This is a genomic window from Bartonella sp. AP20NXHL (assembly GCF_042196165.1).
In the GTDB taxonomy this organism is placed as follows: Bacteria; Pseudomonadota; Alphaproteobacteria; order Rhizobiales; family Rhizobiaceae; genus Bartonella.
Genome location: NZ_JBHIPV010000008.1, coordinates 33,900 through 55,430 on the forward strand (window position 1 = coordinate 33,900; position 21,531 = coordinate 55,430).

The 21,531-nt window shown below is 35.9% G+C and carries 18 protein-coding genes and 1 other RNA gene; 14 read left to right on the plus strand and 5 right to left on the minus strand.

From position 1 onward, the window contains the following. The first annotated feature begins 703 nt into the window (after positions 1-703). The 3 genes from ACFILL_RS05855 (at position 704) to ACFILL_RS05865 (ending at position 1,789) form a co-directional block, all read left to right on the plus strand. Positions 704-988: a hypothetical protein gene (locus ACFILL_RS05855; protein WP_375631187.1), complete on the plus strand. Its 285-nt coding sequence runs from the start codon at positions 704-706 to the stop codon at positions 986-988. A 266-nt stretch (positions 989-1,254) separates the two neighbouring features. Next, a complete protein-coding gene (locus ACFILL_RS05860) occupies positions 1,255-1,566 on the plus strand; it encodes a hypothetical protein (protein WP_273790799.1) in 312 nt (103 codons plus the stop codon). Between the two features lie 52 nt (positions 1,567-1,618). Beyond that, positions 1,619-1,789: a hypothetical protein gene (locus ACFILL_RS05865; RefSeq protein WP_375631186.1), complete on the plus strand. Its 171-nt coding sequence runs from the start codon at positions 1,619-1,621 to the stop codon at positions 1,787-1,789. Positions 1,790-2,320: 531 nt separating this feature from the next. Here ACFILL_RS05865 and ACFILL_RS05870 read toward each other — a convergent pair. Together ACFILL_RS05870 and ACFILL_RS05875 are read right to left on the minus strand one after the other, a co-directional pair. Further along, complete coding sequence (locus ACFILL_RS05870) at positions 2,321-2,500, minus strand: DUF1508 domain-containing protein (RefSeq protein WP_273790798.1); 180 nt, start codon at positions 2,498-2,500, stop codon at positions 2,321-2,323. Positions 2,501-2,890: 390 nt separating this feature from the next. Next, positions 2,891-3,430: a helix-turn-helix transcriptional regulator gene (locus ACFILL_RS05875; RefSeq protein ID WP_273790797.1), complete on the minus strand. Its 540-nt coding sequence runs from the start codon at positions 3,428-3,430 to the stop codon at positions 2,891-2,893. A gap of 360 nt (positions 3,431-3,790) precedes the next feature. Here ACFILL_RS05875 and ACFILL_RS05880 point away from each other — a divergent pair, with 360 nt between their 5' ends. Further along, positions 3,791-4,843: a DUF475 domain-containing protein gene (locus tag ACFILL_RS05880; protein ID WP_273790796.1), complete on the plus strand. Its 1,053-nt coding sequence runs from the start codon at positions 3,791-3,793 to the stop codon at positions 4,841-4,843. A 441-nt stretch (positions 4,844-5,284) separates the two neighbouring features. Here ACFILL_RS05880 and pncA read toward each other — a convergent pair whose 3' ends face one another. Both pncA and ACFILL_RS05890 read right to left on the minus strand, forming a co-directional pair. Then, positions 5,285-5,893, minus strand: a complete 609-nt coding sequence (gene pncA / locus ACFILL_RS05885) for a bifunctional nicotinamidase/pyrazinamidase (protein ID WP_273790795.1) — start codon at positions 5,891-5,893, stop codon at positions 5,285-5,287. A gap of 46 nt (positions 5,894-5,939) precedes the next feature. Further along, positions 5,940-6,476 (minus strand): hypothetical protein, encoded by a 537-nt coding sequence (locus ACFILL_RS05890; protein ID WP_273790794.1) that lies wholly within the window; start codon positions 6,474-6,476, stop codon positions 5,940-5,942. Between the two features lie 161 nt (positions 6,477-6,637). Here ACFILL_RS05890 and ettA point away from each other — a divergent pair, with 161 nt between their 5' ends. The 3 genes from ettA to ACFILL_RS05905 all read left to right on the plus strand — a co-directional run bounded on the left by ettA (position 6,638) and on the right by ACFILL_RS05905 (position 12,878). Next, the gene (gene ettA / locus ACFILL_RS05895; protein ID WP_375643447.1) at positions 6,638-8,287 is read left to right on the plus strand and encodes an energy-dependent translational throttle protein EttA; all 1,650 of its coding nucleotides are present in this window, start codon (positions 6,638-6,640) and stop codon (positions 8,285-8,287) included. Between the two features lie 674 nt (positions 8,288-8,961). Then, positions 8,962-9,900 (plus strand): ArsR/SmtB family transcription factor, encoded by a 939-nt coding sequence (locus tag ACFILL_RS05900; RefSeq protein WP_375637661.1) that lies wholly within the window; start codon positions 8,962-8,964, stop codon positions 9,898-9,900. Positions 9,901-12,500: 2,600 nt separating this feature from the next. Further along, complete coding sequence (locus ACFILL_RS05905) at positions 12,501-12,878, plus strand: hypothetical protein (protein WP_375631184.1); 378 nt, start codon at positions 12,501-12,503, stop codon at positions 12,876-12,878. 106 nt (positions 12,879-12,984) lie between these two features. Here the strand turns inward: ACFILL_RS05905 and ACFILL_RS05910 are convergent, their stop codons facing one another. Then, positions 12,985-13,140 (minus strand): hypothetical protein, encoded by a 156-nt coding sequence (locus ACFILL_RS05910; protein WP_273790790.1) that lies wholly within the window; start codon positions 13,138-13,140, stop codon positions 12,985-12,987. A 1,100-nt stretch (positions 13,141-14,240) separates the two neighbouring features. Between ACFILL_RS05910 and ACFILL_RS05915 the strand changes: the two genes are divergently transcribed. The 7 genes from ACFILL_RS05915 to murF all read left to right on the plus strand — a co-directional run bounded on the left by ACFILL_RS05915 (position 14,241) and on the right by murF (position 21,523). Then, positions 14,241-14,750, plus strand: a complete 510-nt coding sequence (locus tag ACFILL_RS05915; protein ID WP_375631183.1) for a lytic transglycosylase domain-containing protein — start codon at positions 14,241-14,243, stop codon at positions 14,748-14,750. An 83-nt stretch (positions 14,751-14,833) separates the two neighbouring features. Then, positions 14,834-15,224: RNase P RNA component class A (gene rnpB / locus ACFILL_RS05920), an RNA gene on the plus strand. Positions 15,225-15,488: 264 nt separating this feature from the next. Then, entirely contained in the window at positions 15,489-16,487 is a 999-nt protein-coding gene (gene rsmH, locus ACFILL_RS05925) for a 16S rRNA (cytosine(1402)-N(4))-methyltransferase RsmH (RefSeq protein WP_375643449.1), read from the plus strand. After that, entirely contained in the window at positions 16,484-16,888 is a 405-nt protein-coding gene (locus ACFILL_RS05930) for a hypothetical protein (RefSeq protein WP_273790787.1), read from the plus strand. The genes rsmH and ACFILL_RS05930 overlap by 4 nt, the downstream gene beginning before the upstream one ends. Beyond that, a complete protein-coding gene (locus tag ACFILL_RS05935; RefSeq protein WP_375637659.1) occupies positions 16,888-18,630 on the plus strand; it encodes a peptidoglycan D,D-transpeptidase FtsI family protein in 1,743 nt (580 codons plus the stop codon). Before ACFILL_RS05930 ends, ACFILL_RS05935 begins: the two co-directional genes overlap by 1 nt. 23 nt (positions 18,631-18,653) lie before the next feature. Next, positions 18,654-20,105, plus strand: a complete 1,452-nt coding sequence (locus tag ACFILL_RS05940; RefSeq protein ID WP_375631181.1) for a UDP-N-acetylmuramoyl-L-alanyl-D-glutamate--2,6-diaminopimelate ligase — start codon at positions 18,654-18,656, stop codon at positions 20,103-20,105. Further along, positions 20,102-21,523 (plus strand): UDP-N-acetylmuramoyl-tripeptide--D-alanyl-D-alanine ligase, encoded by a 1,422-nt coding sequence (murF, locus tag ACFILL_RS05945; protein ID WP_375643450.1) that lies wholly within the window; start codon positions 20,102-20,104, stop codon positions 21,521-21,523. The genes ACFILL_RS05940 and murF overlap by 4 nt, the downstream gene beginning before the upstream one ends. Positions 21,524-21,531: the final 8 nt, after the last annotated feature.

Below are 21,531 nucleotides of genomic sequence, written 5' to 3' on the forward strand. Positions count from 1 at the left end.
AGAATATATGATACAAGGAGCGTGAAAATATCCATGTGTAGCTCTTCGCTAAGGAAGCATATAGAGTTGTTTTTAACTAATAACAAAATGTCCCCATACACTTTCAGATTCGAATCAATAAAAATGGTTGCTTAGTTCCACGGTTGTGAAAAAGTAAATGTGTATACCAGAAAGGGCGATACACACTCGTATGTTTATGAGATTTCACTGTGATAGTATACGTAGCAGCATTATAAATCAAGATATACCCCAACATCAGAATTTGTAAAAAAATTCTGCGTTGAGGTAGTATGTGAATATAACGAAGCTTTAGAGCCTTAAGAGATAGGATAATGGCTGTAGAAAAAATGTAAATTCATAGGCAAAGAATACTGATTTCTCCTTTATTGTAATAAATTAGATCACTATCAGATGGTATATCGTATATATGCATTAAAAAATTGGGAAATATCAAAAAAGTGATCTTGGATATTTTATTAAACAGGAAGGTAATCTGATCCACAAAGGTGGTTGTTTGGTAGAATTATACATTCGATCAATGCCCTTATGGGGATGAGTGTGTTTTTATGATGCTGCGGTTTATAATGAAGTCTGTGTTTACAATGATATTGTTATTTATAACAATGCATTAACATATGGTTGTGTAGTCGTTCGTAAGAGTTTGCATGTTTATGAAAAATAAGAACTTTATCGTTATTTGAATATGAGTGGAGATGCATATGTTTACGCTAATGCGGTCTTTTTTGATCAAGTTTTGAATGTTCAATGTATTGAATTTTATGGTGATACTCGTGATTGTAGAAAGGCTCGAGTTTATAATGATGCTTTAGTTTATGGTGATGTAAAGATTTGTGGGAAGGCAAAATTTTACAGAAATGCTGTGCTTTGTGACAGTGAAGATTTTTGTAATAATGAAAAACTTTCATATAGCCGCATTCCACATGGCGTAAAAAGGAAGATAGGAACGATTTGGGCAAGGCTTTTATGATTGCATTGCGTCGTTAGTTTTATTTGACGTTCCTTATTTTTGTATTTTGTGTCAATAAATGTGTCGCAAATAATTGGTGTGAGTGTAGATTTAGCCGCTTTCAGAGATTTGTTTGCGCCATTGATCAATGCTTTAATGGAGAAAATAAGAATGCCGAGAGTGATTGTTCACACTTGGAACATGCAATTTATTGCATTCTTTTTTTGATTGAGGATGAAATAAATTGGTCAAGATGATCACTTGAGCGACAATTAAGGGAGATCCAAATGAGTGTAAACGAAATTTTATTGGGAGCAATGGTTGTTGTTTTGTTGTGCAGCGGGGTTATATTTCGGTTTTCTTTATATTATCGCAGTCAAGTGAAAATTTTAAAAGAGGAATCTAGAAGAATAAAGCATGAGTTTTTAAGAGATTCTATGAAGATGACTGAAGAACGAGATAGAGCTATTAGAGAGCAAAGTATGGTGATTAAAAGACGTGACCAAGCAATTGAAAAACTGAAAAAACAAATTAAGCAATATGAAAAAAATGAAAAGAAATATAAAAAAATGCTTAAATCTGAAGATGATAAAGAGTGATTGTATTCATATTTTGCATTAAAGGGTTTGAAAATGTGTTAGGAAGATTGGAATGACGAGAGAGATAAACTTTAATGAAGCCAATTATGGTGCTGATGGAGATATTGTATTAGAAGAGAATATTCAAGTTTACTCTGATTTTATGAAAACATTTAAGTTTATAAGACAGAGCGTCGTTGGTCATAAAATAAGAGTTTATGATGATAAACCAGTTTATAGGTAGGCTGGTTATTAAAAAGCGCGTCTATACAATCCAGCAATTTTATATTATTGCTGGAAACAATTTTGCACGTTCCTTTTAGATGTAAGGTATAAATGCTACGATAGTTTCAGCTAATAGGTATAAAAAGTTGCATGATAATAGGAAGAAAGAGATATTTGCTTTTTATGAAGATGAAATGGGTAAGTCAGTTATGATTATCAGATACAGAAGAGGAATATGAACGTAAAAGATATTAATATCTTGTAGAGTAATTATATTTCTCATTGATGTTTATCTTCTCTTCATGTGCGTTTATTTTTTATGAAAAATACAAGACTTAAGAGATTTTCTTTTTGATAAAGGCTATAGAGATTTGTGTGTGATTGAAAATAAACACATAATCTGTAAGAATATGACTGTTATTTGTAAGCGTCAGAAATAATACAAAAAACGCCCTCTCATTGAGGGAAAAACAATCACTGTTCATTTGTCACAAAAATAACTCAACATACCATTATACAAAATAAACGCTTGTTTTAATGGTAAAGAACGTTAGGATTGTAGTTCTCTAATAAGAGCCTTATGTGTAACTTCTTTTATTTGCTCAATATTGATTAGGATATCTTGTTTTGTTGGATAGCCTTTACTAGAAAAAGCAATTTTTTGTGCATCTCCTGAGATTAAACGCCAGTACCATTGATTGTGAACTCCTTGAAACACCTCAAAATACATGTTTCTCACCTCATAAAATAGCTGATAATTTTCAGGATAAATATTTAACTAATCCGTTTGTAAACATTAATGTATGTCTCTATAGGAAGTCGTCAATATATTCCCCTTAAATTTTCTGACTTAAAAAAATAATTTCTATGAGAGCTATTATTCTTTTAACAAGAAAAAATTTCTTGTCAATAAGATATGAATGAGAATTTTATACTATAAAATTATTTTTTTAAGTTAAAGACACTATACTTTCACTTACAACGCAAATATTTTTATTGTCGTTACAGAAACAAAATTTATAAATTATACAAAATTTCACCAGCACGGATAAAGTAAAAACACTTTTCTCCATACTGGTAGAGTTTAATCATTTCTTGTTTTTTCTTTTGAAATAGACGTTTATTGATTAGCTATAACCTCTTTTTGGGATACGCTTCGAATGAGTAAATCAATGAATAAGCTAAGGGTGTAAGAATTGGCCATTTTAGCTTTCATATCGATAAGAGAGGTTGTAGTTTTAGGGTTAAAACTATTTGATAAACCTTGTCTTGACAAATATTGCTGCAATTTTTCATAAGAACTGTCGATTTTTTCTTGATTTAGTTTTTCGTTACGATCACTATCGGCAAGTGTTTCTTCCAGTCCCTCGATTTTTTTAATAAAATAATTCCAGTCAAAATCACCTTTTGTATATTCGGTGTCAAACATTTTTCCTTGTCCAGTTAAAAGCCAATTAATATTGACACCGTATAACGTGCGGTATGTTTGTAAGACACTAAGATTGGGTTCTCTCTCTCCACGCTCATAAAAAGCAATGGAATTTTTTGTCATGCTAAAACTTTTAGCTAAGGTTTCACGTGATGGATCGCCTAAAGCAAGACGTACATAACGTAAACGTTTTCCAAATATGGTTTTTGATTCAGTTTCAGGACGTGCCACGAATTATCTCCCTCGGTAAATCATCATGGTATAAATCATTAAATAATAAAAGCACACTATGTATTAATATTCTATGATATAATGTCAATATTATAGCTTTAATTTCTTTTTATTTTTTTATTTTCGTGGATAGAAAGCAATCTTTCACTTATTGTATTGACAATTGATATTCACTTCAAAACAAAATTCCTTGTTTGCTACATTTGTCTCTTGCTTTTTTTGAGAGAATTTTCATGTAACTTTACCATATATATTCTATACACCTCTGCATTAATAGATGCAACTTTAAAGAGATGCAAACTTTGGATTTGTACTGGGTGTGCTTTAGATGAAGTAGAAAATAAACTTTGAGGAATGATCATGGCCCTATTACGCTATTTTGGGTTTGCTTTTTTTTTCACGATTATTGGTGTCTTTTTAGGAGGGGTTATTGGTTGGTTTGAAACGGAAAGTATTACTGGTTTTCTTAAATATTTTTTTATTTGCGTTGTTTTAGGAATTTTGGAAATTTCTTTATCTTTTGATAATTCTATTATCAATGCGCGTGTTCTTAGTAGAATGAGTCCATTGTGGCGTCGTCGTTTTCTTATATGGGGCATTTTGATAGCTGTATTTGGGATGCGAATTGTTTTTCCATTATTGGTGGTTGTCGTTGCTGTTGGGATTAATCCAATTGCGGCAGTCAAATTAGCGATATGGGAACCACATCGATATGCTGAAGTTTTAACCGATGCGCATATGGGGATTGCTGCTTTTGGAGGAACTTTCCTTATGATGGTTGGCTTAAAATATTTTTTTGATTCTGAAAAAGAGGTGCATTGGCTTAATGTTATAGAGAGACCTGCTCAAAAGTTTGGGGCGCTTGTTGGAATTGATATTGCAATTGTTTTGATTTTGATCTTATTTGTTTCAGGTCAGATTGACGCAGAAAATAAAATAACTTTTTTATTGGCAGCCCTTTATGGACTTTTGACCTTTATCGGTGTTGAAGTTGTTGGTCATCTCTTGGATACTCCTCAAAAGACTTTAACAACAGTAGCTCACGGGGGAGTAGGGTCGTTTCTTTATTTAGAAGTTCTTGATGCTAGTTTTTCTTTCGATGGCGTGGTTGGTGCTTTTGCCTTTTCACATAACCTTTTTATTATTGCGATAGGTCTTGGTATCGGTGCATTTTACGTTCGTTCTATGACAATTATGTTGGTTGAATCGGGAACATTATTGCATTATCGTTATTTAGAGCATGGTGCTTTTTATGCAATTCTAGTTCTTGCAGTGATTATGTATCTGCAAACGATTATATCGGTTCCTGAAGTTTTAACAGGACTTGTGGGAATCTGTATTATTGGAATGGCATTATATTCTTCGATTCGTTTTAAGAATCGTCAATTGTATAAACATGTTGTGTCTAAGTAATGAAGATTTTCACGCTTTTGTTGATCGCATATCTTTGAGTAAAAAGAGGTCTTTCATGCAAAATAAAATACTATTTTATTGCTTATTTGCGTTTTTTTAAAGTTGAGTTCATTGCATGATACTACCCATGAAGGGAATAATGTACAATCTCTAGGATACTTTTTGACCTAAATATAAGACAGAAAGCTGATGTTATACTTTTTATCAGCTTTCAATATTATGACAAGCTCTTGCATTTAATGGGGCATAAGAAGCATTCTTACTGTTTTTTTGAATGATTTATTCATACATTGATTCTCTTTGTAACGTGTAAGAGAATGTTTTTGAAACAGGTTTGAAATGAGAGAATTTACGATATTCTGGACTCTTACTTAAATATGTGTAAAATAATTTATCCTTTATAAATCAGTGTATTATAATGGTAGATTAGAGAAGGATATTTTAAGAGACCATTAAAAGTTCTATACCAGCTTCGTTCATCGTTTTAAGCATAGTGTTTAGTGATCCGTTTACATCAATACCAGCGCAGGCATTTAATGAAACACTGACTTTAAAACCGCATTGCATAGCGTGAAGAGCAGAAAATCCGACACAAAAATCAGTTGCTAAGCCACACATAATGAGCTTAGTAAAACCATGTTCTTTGAGATAAACTTGTAAACCTGTTGGTGTTTTTTGATCATTTTCAAGAAAAGCAGAATAGCTATCCATTTTTTGATTATAGCCTTTTCTAAGGATAAGTTGTGCCTTTTCTACTCTAAGAGATGGATGGAATTCTGCTCCTTGTGTTCCTCGTATGCAATGATCAGGCCAAAGTATTTGAGGACCATAGTCAAGAATGACTGTATCATAGGGCTTTTTTTCAGGATAGCAGGAAGCAAAGCTGCAATGGTTTTTGGGATGCCAGTCTTGGGTTAAGATAACGTGGTCAAAATGATTTATGAGATTATTGACGGCGGGTAAAATAGCATCACCTTGTGGTACGGCAAGTGCTCCACCTAGTAAGAAGTCATTTTGAACATCAATGACGATTAAGGCTTTTTTTTCCATAAATATATTCCTATACGAGATGAGCTTTTATCGTATTTTTAAAAAGCTATATGTCGTCTTGAAGTTTTGAAATGATGTGCTGGATATTGATATTATTTTTATAATTATCAAGCCAAAAGAGGGGGATGGATAAGTTTTTACAATTGGTTTTATAGTTTTTTACGAATTGTAACCACGTACCAATGGGAAGTGCACTGTATTCATTTGTTGCTACGTGTTGATGCAAAGCTTTCATGATCATTGGGCTTGGGACGTCAGATCCCATAAGGCGGCGGTCGTTTTGTAAACGTAATTTAAGCCATATCAAGGCAAGGGGTGAAGTCCATTGCTTTCCGTAGCAAAAAATCGATGAAAAAAGAGAAGGATTTTTTACTGCGTAATATAAAGCCCATAAAGCGAGAAAAGAAGGCGCATAGAGAATTGCTTTTCTTTGTGGTACCATATTACATTGATAAGTTGGTTTAATACGATAAAAATACAATGTTATATCTGGTATGGAAAAGAGAGGTAATGTTTGATAACAGGTTTCAGGTACAGCTAAAAAGATTTGCTTTTTGCTTTTTAGGGAGATGTTTTTTTGCATTCAGGACCATACTGGGGCTTGTGAGATTAGAAAAAATGTACCAATATAAAGCGAAAAGCTTTTGATACGATGTAAGTGCTATTTACTGTACAGTTTCAAAAAGCAAAAGCAGTTTTTTCAAAATCCTAATCTTTAATATCGCACAATATAAAGAGAAATTTATGGCACGTCAATTTATCTATCATATGGCTGGGCTTAACAAGTCTTACGGCAATAAAAAAGTTCTAGAAAATATTCATTTGTCTTTTTATCCAGATGCAAAGATCGGTATTTTAGGGCCAAATGGTGCGGGGAAGTCAACTATTTTACGTATTATGGCTGGGCTAGATAAGGAATATACGGGAGAAGCATGGATTTCTGAAGGAGCACGCTGTGGTTATCTACCACAAGAACCTTTGCTTGATGCGAGCAAAGATGTGCGTGGCAATGTAATGGAAGGTGTTGCAGATAAACAGGAAATTCTTGAGCGTTATAACGAATTGATGATGAATTATAGCGAGGAAACGGCTGATGAAAGTGCACAGCTTCAGGACATTATTGACAGTCAAAGTCTTTGGGATTTAGAAAGTCAAGTGGAAATGGCTATGGCTGCTCTTGGTTGTCCGCCAGCCGATGGGGATGTAACAAAACTTTCGGGTGGTGAGAAGCGGCGTGTTGCACTTTGTAAATTGCTTTTGTCAAAACCTGATTTATTACTTTTGGATGAACCGACAAACCATTTAGATGCTGAAACGACGGCTTGGCTTGAGAGGCATCTACGTGAATATCCAGGGGCTGTGCTTTTGATAACCCATGATCGTTATTTTCTCGACAATGTAACGGGTTGGATTTTAGAGTTAGATCGCGGTAGAGGTATTCCTTATGAGGGGAACTATTCTGCTTATTTGGGGGCTAAAGCCAAGCGTTTGGCTCAAGAAGGCCGTGAAGAGGCAGCGCGTCAACGTGCTTTATCACGTGAGCAAGAATGGATCGCTTCTAGTCCAAAGGGGCGACAAGCAAAGTCAAAAGCTCGGATTAAGGCTTATGATGAGTTGGTTCAAGCAGCCCGTGAGCGCCGTCCTGGAGAGGCACAAATCATTATTCCTATTGGAGAAAGATTAGGACAGGTTGTTATTGAGGTTGATAATCTCTCTAAAGCTTATGGTGAACGTGTATTGATTGATTCTCTTTCTTTTAAACTTCCTGCTGGTGGCATTGTCGGCGTTATTGGGGCCAATGGTATGGGAAAGTCGACCTTGTTTAAAATGTTGACGGGACAGGAACAGCCCGATTCAGGTCAAATACGTATCGGTGAAACAGTTCACATGAGTTATGTGGATCAGAGTCGCGATTCCTTGGTGGGGGATAAAACTGTTTGGGAGGAAATTTCTGGTGGAAATGACATTATTAAATTAGGTAAATATGAGATGAATAGCCGCGCTTATTGCGGGGCTTTTAATTTCAAGGGGGCAGATCAGCAGCAGAAGGTGGCAAATTTATCAGGAGGGCAGCGCAATCGCGTACATTTGGCGAAACTTCTAAAAGAGGGGGGGAATGTGCTTCTTCTTGATGAACCGACAAATGATCTTGATACTGAAACATTAGGTGCATTGGAAGATGCATTGGAAAATTTTGCTGGTTGTGCAGTTATCATATCGCATGATCGTATGTTTCTTGATCGATTGGCAACACATATTTTAGCCTTTGAAGGTGATGGTCATGTAGAATGGTTTGAAGGTAATTTTGCTGAATATGAGGCTGATAAAGTTCGTCGTCTTGGGGCGGAATCTCTTAATCCTAAGCATGCAAATTATAAACCTCTTACACGCTAGAAATTTTTTTCTTATCTCAACTTTGTTGGAATAATAGTGTACTTTATTGCGTTTGTTATTTCATAAATAAAGTGTGTGTACTCTGTGTAAGTTTTTATTCATTAAACAAAGAGTAAGAGACACTTTATGAAATTATGACCTAAATAGGGTTATTCTACTCATGATATATAACCGGTTATTGCTTGTAAAATTGCAATGAAAAGGAGGGGATGAAGAGTATAGTACTATTTCTACGAATGCTCTGGTCATTGAGCATTATTATCTTTACTTAATAAAAATGCAAGTTGGCACTATCATGTTATTTATTTTTTCTCAATGGTATGCAGTTCTTGTTTTGAGGTGGGTATAAAAGATATTTTTATCCATATGTCCCCTCCGTTTATGAGCTGTAAGAGAATGATTTGGATTGATTTATCATGAATAGATTTGAAATGAGAAAAATTTACGGTATTCCGGTTTTTTATTCAAGTTAACAATGAATGAATTATTATTATAAATCAATGCATTCTCATTATAACGAGCTGCAGGGAGATAAGATCTGTTCGTTTTTTACATTAGCCTATTTTTTTCATAGTATGATAAAATAGAGAGAACAAAATAGATGAGAATATGCGTTGTATGCTTGACTTTTTTTCCTATAAACAAATGTTTATAGGAATGTTTAGGGGATAATTATGCAAAAAAGTGCAAGTTTAGATGCAATGATTGTGCTGCTGAAAGCGGTCGCAGAAGTAAGCCATTTACGTGTTCTTACGCTCTTGCGTCATGAAGATTTAACAATTCCTGATTTTATTTTTATTCTTGATCAGTCGCAAGCGTGTATATCACGATATTTACGTTTCTTGTACGAAGCTCGATTGATTGAGCGTTATCAGAAGGGAGATAGCCTTTATTTTAAGCTTTGTCATGATTTTTGGGGTAAAGACATTGTGATGGGTGTTCTTTCGGCTTTGCCAAAGCATGATGTGTTGTTAGCGCATGATTTAGAACGTTTGAAGGATGTCAAAAAGCAGCGTCAAAAAACGAGGAAGAAGCATTTCTTACAAAATGTGTTGCAATGGGATGTATTACGGTCATCCTATATGGCAGATCATGGTGTGGAAAACGCTTTACTTGAAATCATTGGCGATAAGCCATTTCAGACGATGCTGAATATTGGAATAGGTGGAGACTCTGTCTTAAAATTGTTTTCTAACCTTTATACGCATGCGGTTCAAGTTGTGCTTGATAGCAATGTTTTTCACTTGTCTGTTGGAGATACAACTTTTGATTTAGTTATTCTTCATTGGGTTTTACATTTTCTTGAAAATCCTGAAATATTCCTTCATGAGATATCAAGTGTTTTGCGTCCTCATGGACGTTTATTGATTGTGGATTTTGGTTATCATGAAATTGAGCCTTCATATTCCGATCAAGCGCATATGCGTCTTGGATTTTCGGCTTTACAAATAGAACAATGGCTTAAAAATGCGGGACTTGTTCTAGAACAAACGGTTTGTCTTACTCCTATACAAAATGAAAACAGTGAGGAGGGTATGGTTACGCTTTGGCTTGCTCGTGATCCGCGTTTATTGGTTGACGATATCAAAGATAAACAAGTAGATTTTGCATAAATCGCGTTTGTTAACGTGCTTTATTCTCTGATTTTTCTCAAGGAATAGCGTAGAGATAAAACTTTATTCAATCATTGATAAGCTATTGTTTTTTACATTTGTATTATGTTTTTATATGGGAGTATTGGTGTTTTATAGCGGCGTGTAGGCTGTATAATGAAAGCACTTTTTATAGAGTTAAGCCTATGAGGACATTATTTAAGGTGTCTTGATATCATATTTATGTTATTAGCCAATATATTGATTTTAAAAGATCATTGATTTTTTTAGACTCAATGAGAGGTTTGAATACAGGAATATTTTTTTATTTCAAATTTCCTGTTTCAGAATCCAAAAGAGTCTGTTTGTCTGTTACAAAAGAAGGTATTTATCTTAATGATACCGTTTGTAAAAGAAAATACATCTTTGCGGCTGCAATATGATATAATGCCGCACAATATAATATAGTGATGGCTCATACCTTCATAAATGTCAAAGGTGGTGTGCCCAATAGTCTTAAAATATCTCTTTAAAACAGGTTCTTAGATAAGAAATGCCTTGGAACTTTTAGTGAGGAGTGCAAAAAGATGCTCTAAAAAGACGAAAAAGTAAAAAGGTGAGACAATACATGATTTTCATTATTTAAAATACAGCGTTATGAGCGTGTTTGAAAGTCGTAAAGGCAAATGAAAGGGATGGTAAAGATAGCAATAGTTTTTTATCTTTGGGATTTTATGTTTCTTCCAAAATGAATGATGGCTTTTAAAGATTTCTCAACCAGACGTAAATATTTTTACTCTAATTGGGCATATAAAAGCTGGGATTTTTCACATGGCTCTCATTTTCTCTAATCTTTATTTCAAACATATTGCTATGTTTAGAGCAGGTGTTGATTTACAAGTAATAGAAAAAGTAAAAGCTTGGTAGATGACGCCATAAAATTACTCATAAATTGGTAATGGATTGGAGTGATATTCTGAATTTTAAAAACATTTTGTACAACAACGGTTATAATAACGCATCTGGCTTTACGTTTATTTCTTCCTATAAGCATTCATATATGGTGTTCATCTATGTGTTTTGCATTATATTCATAAAAATAAGATCGGCGATGATCTATGGATAGTCCGTGGCTGAAAGTAGGAAAGAAAAGCGTGATATTACACTAAAGTTTCGTATCTCTTTATCATGAGAAGTTATGAAGGTTATTAAATAAGTCCATTGTTCTTGCCAAACGTATTTTTTTCTTTTTATGTTTGCCGCTCATCTTATGACGCAGTCCGTGGGTATAGCGTAAAATTGATAGGGCACCATCGTCTTTAGTTTAAGTGAAAGTTGTAAGCCGGCATTATCGTTTTATGTTTTTTATCCATACGCTTCTTCTTGTTTGTGATGTGCGATAGTATGGCTATTCATTGATTCAATAGACGAAGATTGAAAATAAGGGAACCTTACGTTCTTGAGATCTCTCATGTAAATTGTAAATGATGAGTTATGATTGTAAATCAATGAATTGTTTACGTTAGAAGAACAGACTATACAATTTTTTATCACAGAAACTACTGTGTGTATTATTTTACGGGATCATTTAAATGATAGAGATTAAGAGAAAATGTCTGCATTGATTTCGGTTTGTTATGTTAAAATGCGTTAGAGACTGTTGGTTATTGTAAAATGATTTATCGTTATTTGGAATGACGATGGGGCGTGATTCGAAACAAATACCTTCAGAGTTCTCATTTTTTCATAAGATTAAGCAGTTTAAATTCTTCATTGATTGTTACATGAGGGATGTAACAATATTTTAATGATCATTTACAGAAATTTTTTATAAAAATAGATAAGATTTTATTTCTCTAATTTATTGTTTTATATGAATAATTCATAGATTTCTTGCAAGAAGATGTTTTTCATTTTTTACGGTTATTTGTGTAAGATTTTAAAAATCTACGTTTTTCTTTTTGTGGTGATTGCTGTTGGAAAAATGATTCTACTTTTACGTAGTTTGATTTTTATAGGGTGGATACGTAGAAATTACTGTTTTTTTTAAATTATGATCATCAGAGTTATGAAAGAAACTATTTAAAAGTTATAATGATCGTAGATTCTAATTGGTGCTTCTAGAAATAAAATTGCTTCAAATTGGGTCATTTTGAACTTTTTTTGCCTAAATTTAAACATTTTTAAATAATTTATAATTCTTTTATGTTTTTTTGCGTAGAAGATGATAAGAATTTCTTGTTGTTTAAAAAATTTTATTCCATAGCAAGAATATTGCATCGGCTATCTTAGTGGTTGATGTAAGAGGACAATCGGGGAACCTCCTCCCCCCCCCCGCGTGGATCCCCTAGATTGTCTGGCCTGACTGAGGATTTCCTCAGTCAGGCTTTTTGTAATTATTTTAGGAAATGTAAAGTGTTATTAGGGGGGAAGTGTAAGATCTGTTATTGTTTCGCCTATAGTACCTAAATACATAGAGGGGCGGGTCTTATTGGGCGGAGAGTGTTAGCGTATTCATTTTTAATAATTTGATTTTTCTTTATTGAGGCATTGTTGAATGCTATAAGGGGAATCATAAAAGGAATCTATGTTTGTATTCTGTGATCTTTAGGTAAGAGATAATGGGATCTTTTTCGCATCGTATTATTTTTATTTTATTCGTATTTTTTATTTTTGGCGCTGTCTTTTTTGCTTCTCGAAGTGGTGTTGTTTATCAGTTTTTTTCCGGTCGTTCTTCTTTTTCTTCTCAGAAGCTTGATGTAACAGAGGAGGAGTTGTTAGAGAGATTGTCCGTGTCTTTTCCAGATATTATCAAGCATCTTTCTAAGATGGACCCTCAACAGCAAGAGTTGTTTATTGCGCAGCTGCGTCGTGATGTAATTGCGCTTGCTGCTAAAAGTGGTCAGAGTCGTGAGCAGGCTCAAAAATCTGGTGAAACTGTTGCTATGGCTCTCTCAAAAGCGATTTCTCGTCCTTCCATTGCTAATGCTTATTTTTAGCTATTTTTTAATTGCGCTTTTGGGTTTTAAAGGAGAAAGAGCTTTTCGTGAAGTTTTGAAAAGTGCGAGGAGATAATCAATTTGTAAGATAATTAACAAATTTATCTTACTCAAAAGGTGTGCAGTCGGAGTATAACGGTAATGTTGCAATCATTACAGGAGAGATAGAAAATCTATCAAGGGTATTGGTCAAGTTAATTGCATTATCAATCGCTACAATGACAAAAGCAGTATTGACTATAATAAAATACGTTAATCGCATTTTATATGCCAGTTATTTTTTTATTTGATATGAGAAAATAAAATTTTTTAAAAGGATTTAAGCTTTCTTTGTTCTACGGATTTTAGGATATTTATCCACTTGTATGATTTCTGAAAATGAAGTGCAAGGCTGATAAGGTGATAGTCTGTGACAAAGAAAAAATATTTGAATGAAGGTGAGAGGTCTATTTTTATTTAAAAAGGCTTTGGGGGTATTGAGTTTTCTAACATTTTTCAAAAAAACAGACACAAGTAATTGTTAGGCTTTATTGTAGAGACAAAGACGGATGTAACTTCTTTAGTATATTGTTTTATAATGATAAATTATCATTATTATATTGAATAAGAATCTTAAGAATTGTAAAATTTTCTCATTTTAAATTTATCCATGGTGAAAAAATCAAAATTAGTTTCTAGTACACTACCAGTGGGAGGACTGTGTGGATAACAGCTCTTTTAAAAAGGAATTAAAAAGCTTCTTTGAGACATCTTGAGAGCTAAAAGTCTGTTGCAATATTTTGAATTGGTAAAGAGTATGATGGTTTTAGTATATTTATGAATTTTTTATGTGCGATAATGGGGGGATTTGTTTTGTGATTTGTTGAGGTTTTATCGGATATAAAGAGTGCTGTGGGGGGGGTATTAACCAGAGAGAAGCGTTGATAGCGGTTTATATTTTTATGAAACTTTCTTGATATTGAGCATCTTCGGTAAAAAGATGCTCTTGTCTCTCTTACTTTGTGGGATTGATCCCAATAAAAAAATTAATAATCTTATGTAAAAAATATTACATCTAGTTAAGATGCTATTTTTTTAATATAAAAATTAAGTGATACAATAGCGATAGCAGCAATTTATAGATTATATCATTTTATTTAATACGCTATAAGATTAACCATAGTTTCTTTATTTTTTTATTTTATGATATAGAGAAATCTATGATTTGTGAATAAAGAGATATTCTTTTGTTACATGATTTTATCTTGAAATTGTCTTACTCTTTCCTTTTTCAAGCCGTTCTTTTGCTTTCTTTTTTTGTATAATACGTTTGCAAATTACTTGCGGCTAGAATTTGAGAATGTTTGAGTGAAGAGAAAGAAAATGCAATTTTTGAAAATCTTGTTAAATACAGCGTGTGCTGTATTTTTTGTATTTGACATAAGTTGGACTCATAGTGTCTTAAATGTTTCGGAATCAGGAGAAGCCTCAGTGATTGTTGCTCCTAAGATTCCTGATCGCCCTTATGAGTTTCTTATTCAGAAACTTGCGAATAAATATAATGTTCCCGTTAATTTAGCACATGCTGTTGTAAAAGTTGAAAGTAATTATAAGGCAGGTATAAAGGGGGCTGCTGGCGAAATAGGTTTGATGCAAATTAAACCCTCTACGGCACGAGGGTTGGGCTTTAGTGGTTCTGTACAGGATTTGTACGATCCTGCGACCAATCTTGAATATGGTATGCGTTATTTGGCACGGGCGTATAAACTCAGTGGTGGAAGTACGTGTGGTACAATCCTTAAATATAACGCAGGTCATGCTGCAAAAAAAATGAATTCCATTTCGGCGAAATATTGCGCAAAAGTGAAAACTTATCTGGCTTCATTAAAATAAAAACATCTGTTGAGAGAGGTTTGTCATAAAATATTTTAAGATGCTATTTTCATTGAGCAGAAAATGTTTTATAAATTAATGCGTCAGTCGGCTGGGCAGCCGCGCTTGTCTGATGCTGAAATATGGCAGGTGAGGAAAGTCCGGGCTCCATGGAAAGACGGTGCCGGGTAACACCCGGCGGGGGTGACCCTAGGGAAAGTGCCACAGAAAGTAAACCGCCTATTTTTATAGGTAAGGGTGAAAGGGTGGAGTAAGAGCCCACCGCGCATTCAGTAATGAATGTGGCAAGGTAAACCCCACCGGGAGCAAGACCAAATAGAAATGACGTGCAAAATTTAATTTGCAGCCGATTTCCGGGCGAGTCATTCGGGTAGGTTGCACGAGGCGGATGGTAACATCCGTCCCAGATGAATGGTTGCCATGTAAAGTGTAAGCTTTACTCTACAGAACCCGGCTTATAGGCCGACTGATATTTCATGATGATACGCGATATTTTATAAGATCGATTATATATGATCTTTTATGGAGTCTATGTGTTTGAAATGGACACTTGAGCAAAGAGTGTTTTAAAAAATTATAACATTTCTTTAAGTATAATGCGTTAGGATCTGTTTTGGGATAACTTTAGTTTTTTCGTTCATTGTGATTAATATGAAAGTTGAAGGCTAGGTTATTCTAAGATCAGTTGCCATGAGAGAGCTGTTGATTTGAGACAGCATAACTTCAAGACGGATTATTTTGATAAAGCAGGATCAAAGAGCTGAACGCCATATTCCAGTGTTGTTGCAGCCAGTTTTGACTGGGCTTATGCCATTGGTTGGAGCAAAAGTAATTGATGGTACCTTTGGTGCTGGTGGTTACACGCGCGCTTTGTTAAAGGCAGGGGCACAGGTGATCGCTCTTGATCGTGATCCTCATGCTATCAGTGCAGGACAATCGCTTGTTGAAGAATTTTTTCCACGTCTTCGTTTGGTCCATATGGCATTTTCACAGCTCGATCGTGTCGTTGAAGAGAAGGTGGATGCAGTTATTTTGGATATTGGTGTCTCTTCAATGCAGCTGGATGAAGCAGAAAGAGGTTTTTCTTTTCAAAAAGATGGTCCATTGGACATGCGAATGGCTCAGACTGGTTTTACAGCCAGCGATGTTGTCAATCATTTAAAAGCAAGGGATTTGGCACGTATTTTTAAGATATTAGGAGAAGAGCGTTATGCGGGGCGAATTGCACGGATGATTGAAAAGCGTCGTGTTGTACAGCCTTTTTTGCGTACAGGTGATTTGGCGTATGCTATCGAAGCGTTGATAGGACGTAAACCGGGAGATCGTATTCATCCAGCAACACGTGTATTTCAGGCTCTTCGTATCTATGTTAATGATGAAATTGGTGAATTGGCATGTGGTTTATTTGCTGCTGAACGCGTTTTAAAAGCTGGAGGCCGTTTGGGGGTTGTCAGTTTTCATTCTCTTGAAGATCGTATGGTCAAAAGATTTTTTTCGGCTCGTTCTGGAGAATGTATGAGATCACGCTATCTGCCTGAAATGAAGGCTGCTCCAGCAACATTTTTTCCTTTGTTTAAAGGTGGGATCACGGCAACTAAAGAGGAGTTACAGAAAAATCCTCGTTCACGTTCTGCGAGGTTGCGTATTGGTGTACGGACTGAAGCAGAGGCTCTTGCAGCAGATATGAAATTATTTGGTTTAGCAGAGATTGCCAGTTTTGAAGGCAGCAAAAAATGACAGTTTTTCGTACATTTGATATGATTTTAGTGTTGATTATGATTTGTATGGCAGGACTTACTTATAAGGTAAAATATGATGTTCAAAAACGAATGAACGAAGTTCTTCATCTTGAGCATGAAATTGCTGCAGCAAAAAATACGGTAAGTTTGCTTCATGCTGAGTGGGCTGTGATGATAAGGCCTTCACGCATGCAAAAACTTGCGAAACGTTATCAGAAAGAACTTGGGTTAGAGGTTATACAGCCGCGTCAAATCGTGGAGTTTAAAGACATTCCGGTACAGGTACATGATCAAATTGAAGAAGTGATTAAACAAAATATCTTGGAAGATAATCAGGATATTTTGACAAATAATCGAGCTTCTCAGATCAATAGTGTTGTCCAAAAAGGCGCGCAGTAATGAAATCGACTTTTTTATTCTCACAGAAGAAAAAGCGCTTAAAGAATTCGTTGAATAATCATAATGTTTCTGTTCGTCGTCCCTATTCTAGTCGTCCACGTTTGCTTTTTTCGTTGTTCTGCTTTTTAATTTTATATGGAATCATGGGGGCTTGCCTTATTTCTTATGGGTTGGAAGGTGGACAGATTGAAGAAGCAAAGGGGCCAGGAATGCTTCAATTGATGGCACGGCCTGATATCGTTGATCGTAATGGTCGTTTATTGGCAACAGATATTAAAACTTATTCACTTTTTGCTGAGCCACGGCGTATTATTGATGTGGATGAAACAATTGAATTGCTCTCAACAGTTTTGCCTGATCTTAATTGGCAGGAAACCTATAAGCGCTTAAAAAGAAAATCTGGTTTTTCTTGGATACAGCGTGGGTTAACACCAATGCAGAAGACGCAAATTATGGCTCTTGGTATACCAGGAATTGGTTTTCGGACTGAAATTCGTCGTTTTTATCCTGATGGACCTGTAACTTCCCATATTCTCGGTATGGTGAATGTTGATAATCAGGGCATTGCAGGTATGGAAAAATACATTGATGATGCGGGGCTGAGTGCTTTGCGTGCCGCTGGTCTTGCCATGGAAGAATCATTAAAACAAGTTCAGCTTTCGATTGATGTGCGTGTTCAGTCAATTGTTCATGATGAACTTATTCAGGCTATGAAGCGTTATAAGGCAATTGCTGCAGGAGCTGTTATTTTAAATATACATACGGGGGAAGTTTTGGCTTTGGCATCACTACCAGACTTTGATCCTGGAAATCCTGTTGAAGCTTTAAAAAGTGATCGTCTCAATCGGATGACGGCAGGAGCTTTTGAAATGGGATCGATCATTAAAAGTTTTACGACCGCTATGGCTCTTGATTCCGATATTTTTCATTTAAACAGTATTATTGATGCTTCAAAGCCAATAAAAGCAAGTAGTGGCTATACTATTCATGATTTTCATGGAAAAAATCGACCCTTAACGTTATGGGAGGTTTTTATTTATTCTTCTAATATTGGTTCTGCTAAAGAGGCGTTGGCGATAGGGATTGATAAACATCGTGGTTTTTTGCAAAAACTTGGATTACTGGATCGTCTCACAACAGAGTTGCCTGAAGTTGCCCACCCTATTGTGCCAAATCATTGGAAGGATATCCATTCTATGACGATTTCTTTTGGGCATGGTATGGCAACAACACCCTTGCAAACAGCTGTCGGGGCTGCTGCTTTAATGAATGGTGGTTGGTTAATTGCTCCGACATTTTTAAAACGGCCAAAAGAACAAACTTTGCACCATGCAAAACGGGTTTTGCAGGCTAAAACAAGTCAAAATATGCGTTACCTTTATAAATTAAATAGTGATATTGGTTCTGGACGTAATGCAAAAGTTGAAGGTTATCGTGTAGGTGGTAAGACAGGAACAGCTGAAAAAGTTGAAAATGGAAAATATTCTAAAACAAAAAATTTTAATAGTTTTCTTGCTGCTTTTCCTATTGAGGATCCTGCTTATGTTGTTTTAACAATTATTGATGAACCAAAGCCTGCTGAGGGACAGCGTTCAGCAACAGCGGGGATGAATGCTGGACCAATGCTTGCTAATATTGTTCGTCGCACAGCTAGTTTTCTTGGTGTAAAACCCGATTTTAAAAAAGAATATGAGCCTCTTTTAAGTAAAAAGAGCAATTCAAGTTTCGTTAAACAACGGTAAAATGAATATAAAGGTGCGTTATCATGTTGTTGGGAACAGTTTTTACAGAATGCGTTGAAGATGAAAGTCTTTCTTCAATAGAAATAACAGGAATAAGTGCGGATTCTCGACAAGTTTTGCCAGGCTATGTTTTTGTTGCTGTTCAAGGAAAAAAAAGTGATGGAAGACACTATATAGATGATGCGATAAAGCGTGGTGCACGAGCAATCGTTACAGATTGTCATGCTGTTCTTGAGGATTTATCTGTTCCCATTTTACGTGTTTCTAATGTTCGTCATAGTTTAGCGTTGGCAGCTGCACGTTTTTACGGTTCTCAGCCTGAAACGGTCGTTGCTGTGACTGGTACAAGTGGTAAAACATCTGTTGTCTCTTTTCTTCGGCAAATTTGGACTTATGTTGGATTTTGTGCTGCGAGTATAGGAACGGTTGGTGTTGTTTCTCCTAAACGGAATGTTTATGGTTCTCTCACAACACCTGATCCGGTCGTCTTGCACCGTCTTCTTTATGAAATTTCTCATGAAGGTGTGACACATGCAGCTCTTGAAGCTTCTTCGCATGGGCTTGATCAAGGGCGACTTGATGGAGTCCGTTTAACGGCTGGTGCCTTCACCAATTTAGGGCGAGATCACATGGATTATCACACGGGGGTAGAGGATTATTTGCGGGCTAAAATGAGGTTATTTGATACACTTTTGCCTGTATCTGCTCCTGCTTTGATTTTTGCTGATGATGTCTATTCACAAAAGGTTATTGATGTTGTCACACAAGCGCGTCGCCGTGTTTTGACAATTGGTCGTAAGGGGCAATTTATCACGATTAATCGTGTCGAACATCAACGCTCAAAACAGTGTATTGAGTGTCGTGTGGAAAACAATATTTATACATTTGTTTTGCCTTTAGCTGGAGATTTTCAGGTAGCCAATGCGCTTATGGCAGCGGGGTTAGCAATTGCAACGGGTGCTTCACCTCGTAAGGTTTTTTCTGCGCTTGAAACTTTGCAGGGGGCACCTGGGCGATTAGAGTTTGTGGGAAAGACAGAAAATAATGCGCTTGTTTATATTGATTATGCCCATAAACCAGAAGCTTTGGAGCAGGTTTTGCTTTCTGTTCGTCCCTTTACGCAAGGGCGCTTGATCGTTGTTTTTGGTTGTGGAGGAGATCGTGATCAAGGAAAAAGACCTTTGATGGGAAAAATTGCGGCGGATAAAGCGGACATTGTTATTGTAACGGATGATAATCCTCGCACAGAAATGCCAGAAAAAATACGCAAGGATATTTTACAGGCGGTGCCAACAGCAATAGAGATAGCAGATCGTGGTGAGGCTATTTCTTACGCGGTGGAGCTTTTGAAAGTTGGTGACACATTAATCATTGCTGGAAAAGGTCATGAGGATGGCCAAATTATAGGGCAGACAACTTATCCTTTTTCAGATCGTCTGAAAGCGATAGAAGCTTTAGAGGACCGAAAGAAATGACAGCTTTATGGGATAAGCAAGCACTTGTTGCTGCAATTAATGGTGTTGTAATGGGAAGCATGCCAGAAACTTTTTCTGGGGTTTCCATTGATAGCCGTACTCTTGCGGAAGGGGATGTTTTTTTCTGCATTAAGGGGCATCATCTTGATGGTCATGATTTTGCTGCGCAAGCTTATAAACGAGGTGCAGGCGTTCTTATCGTTGCGGAACACCGTTTGAGGGATATGAAAAAGATATCGGCTCCACTCATTGTCGTTTCTGATGTTTTGCAAGCCTTAGAACAACTTGCACAAGCTGCACGCAAACGTTCAAGAGCTAAGATTATCGCGGTAACAGGATCAGTGGGAAAAACAACGACAAAAGAAGCTTTGAAACAAGCTCTTGCAACTGCTGGGAATGTTCATGCGAATCTCGCTTCTTTAAACAATTGCTGGGGGGTTCCACTCACTTTAGCGCGGATGCCTATGGAGAGTGATTATGGTATCTTTGAAATTGGTATGAATCATAGAGATGAAATTCGCCCTCTGGTCAAACTGGTTTGTCCGCATGTTGCTCTCATTACGCATATTTGTGCAGGACATATGGGTTTTTTCAAAGATCTTGAAGAAATAGCAAAGGCAAAAGCTGAAATTTTTGAAGGATTAGATGAAAAAGGAATTGCCATTTTAAATGCGGATAGTGATTTTTTTTCTTATCTCGTTCAAAAAGCAAAGAAATGCGGTGTAAAGAAGATCTTAAGCTTTGGTGAGACTAAAGATGCTGATTATCAAGCGCGAGGTATACGTCTTCTAACTGATAGTACTTCTATGATTGTGCGTATTGGGGGGCGGGATAGGGAGGTTCAAATTGGTGCTCCAGGACGCCATATTGTGCAAAATAGTTTAGGGGTTATTGCTGCTTGTGATGCTATGGGGGTTGAGTTAGAGCCTGTTTTTCTTTCTTTTCGCCATTTTTCTTCTCAAAAGGGGCGAGGTGTTCGTTATCAATTGTCTTTATCAAATGGGGGTGAATTTTATCTCATTGATGAAAGCTATAATGCAAATCCTGCTTCTATGCGTGCTGCACTTGAGCTTCTTGCTACAGGACCTGTAGGGAAAGAGGGGCGGCGAATTGCTATTTTAGGGGATATGCTAGAATTAGGGGAGTATAGTGAAAAGCTTCATCGTGATTTAATAAAACCAATACGTCTTTCCGGTGCTAATCCGGTTTTTCTATTTGGTGAGGCGATGAAATCTTTAGTCAGTGATTTGTCTACTGGTGTTAAGGTTCATTATGCTGAAAATATTGAGAAAATTTTACCGCTTCTTTTAGCAGAAATTTCTTCTGGGGATCTGCTTATGGTTAAATCATCCAATAGCCTTTGTTCATCAAATATTGTGACTGCATTGCTTGATCGCTATAAAGCGGTTTCTTCATAGTTTTAAGA

What these genes read in the sequence shown, in the direction of transcription:
- ACFILL_RS05865 (WP_375631186.1), top strand. Translation starts at nt 1,619, where the DNA reads ATGACGAGAGAGATAAACTTTAATGAAGCCAATTATGGTGCTGATGGA.
- ACFILL_RS05940 (WP_375631181.1), top strand. Translation starts at nt 18,654, where the DNA reads ATGTTGTTGGGAACAGTTTTTACAGAATGCGTTGAAGATGAAAGTCTT.
- ACFILL_RS05910 (WP_273790790.1), bottom strand. Translation starts at nt 13,140, where the DNA reads ATGCGATTAACGTATTTTATTATAGTCAATACTGCTTTTGTCATTGTA.
- ACFILL_RS05900 (WP_375637661.1), top strand. Translation starts at nt 8,962, where the DNA reads ATGCAAAAAAGTGCAAGTTTAGATGCAATGATTGTGCTGCTGAAAGCG.
- ACFILL_RS05915 (WP_375631183.1), top strand. Translation starts at nt 14,241, where the DNA reads ATGCAATTTTTGAAAATCTTGTTAAATACAGCGTGTGCTGTATTTTTT.
- ACFILL_RS05905 (WP_375631184.1), top strand. Translation starts at nt 12,501, where the DNA reads ATGGGATCTTTTTCGCATCGTATTATTTTTATTTTATTCGTATTTTTT.
- ACFILL_RS05880 (WP_273790796.1), top strand. Translation starts at nt 3,791, where the DNA reads ATGGCCCTATTACGCTATTTTGGGTTTGCTTTTTTTTTCACGATTATT.
- ACFILL_RS05870 (WP_273790798.1), bottom strand. Translation starts at nt 2,500, where the DNA reads ATGTATTTTGAGGTGTTTCAAGGAGTTCACAATCAATGGTACTGGCGT.
- ettA (WP_375643447.1), top strand. Translation starts at nt 6,638, where the DNA reads ATGGCACGTCAATTTATCTATCATATGGCTGGGCTTAACAAGTCTTAC.
- ACFILL_RS05860 (WP_273790799.1), top strand. Translation starts at nt 1,255, where the DNA reads ATGAGTGTAAACGAAATTTTATTGGGAGCAATGGTTGTTGTTTTGTTG.
- pncA (WP_273790795.1), bottom strand. Translation starts at nt 5,893, where the DNA reads ATGGAAAAAAAAGCCTTAATCGTCATTGATGTTCAAAATGACTTCTTA.
- ACFILL_RS05935 (WP_375637659.1), top strand. Translation starts at nt 16,888, where the DNA reads ATGAAATCGACTTTTTTATTCTCACAGAAGAAAAAGCGCTTAAAGAAT.
- ACFILL_RS05890 (WP_273790794.1), bottom strand. Translation starts at nt 6,476, where the DNA reads ATGCAAAAAAACATCTCCCTAAAAAGCAAAAAGCAAATCTTTTTAGCT.
- murF (WP_375643450.1), top strand. Translation starts at nt 20,102, where the DNA reads ATGACAGCTTTATGGGATAAGCAAGCACTTGTTGCTGCAATTAATGGT.
- ACFILL_RS05930 (WP_273790787.1), top strand. Translation starts at nt 16,484, where the DNA reads ATGACAGTTTTTCGTACATTTGATATGATTTTAGTGTTGATTATGATT.
- ACFILL_RS05855 (WP_375631187.1), top strand. Translation starts at nt 704, where the DNA reads ATGAGTGGAGATGCATATGTTTACGCTAATGCGGTCTTTTTTGATCAA.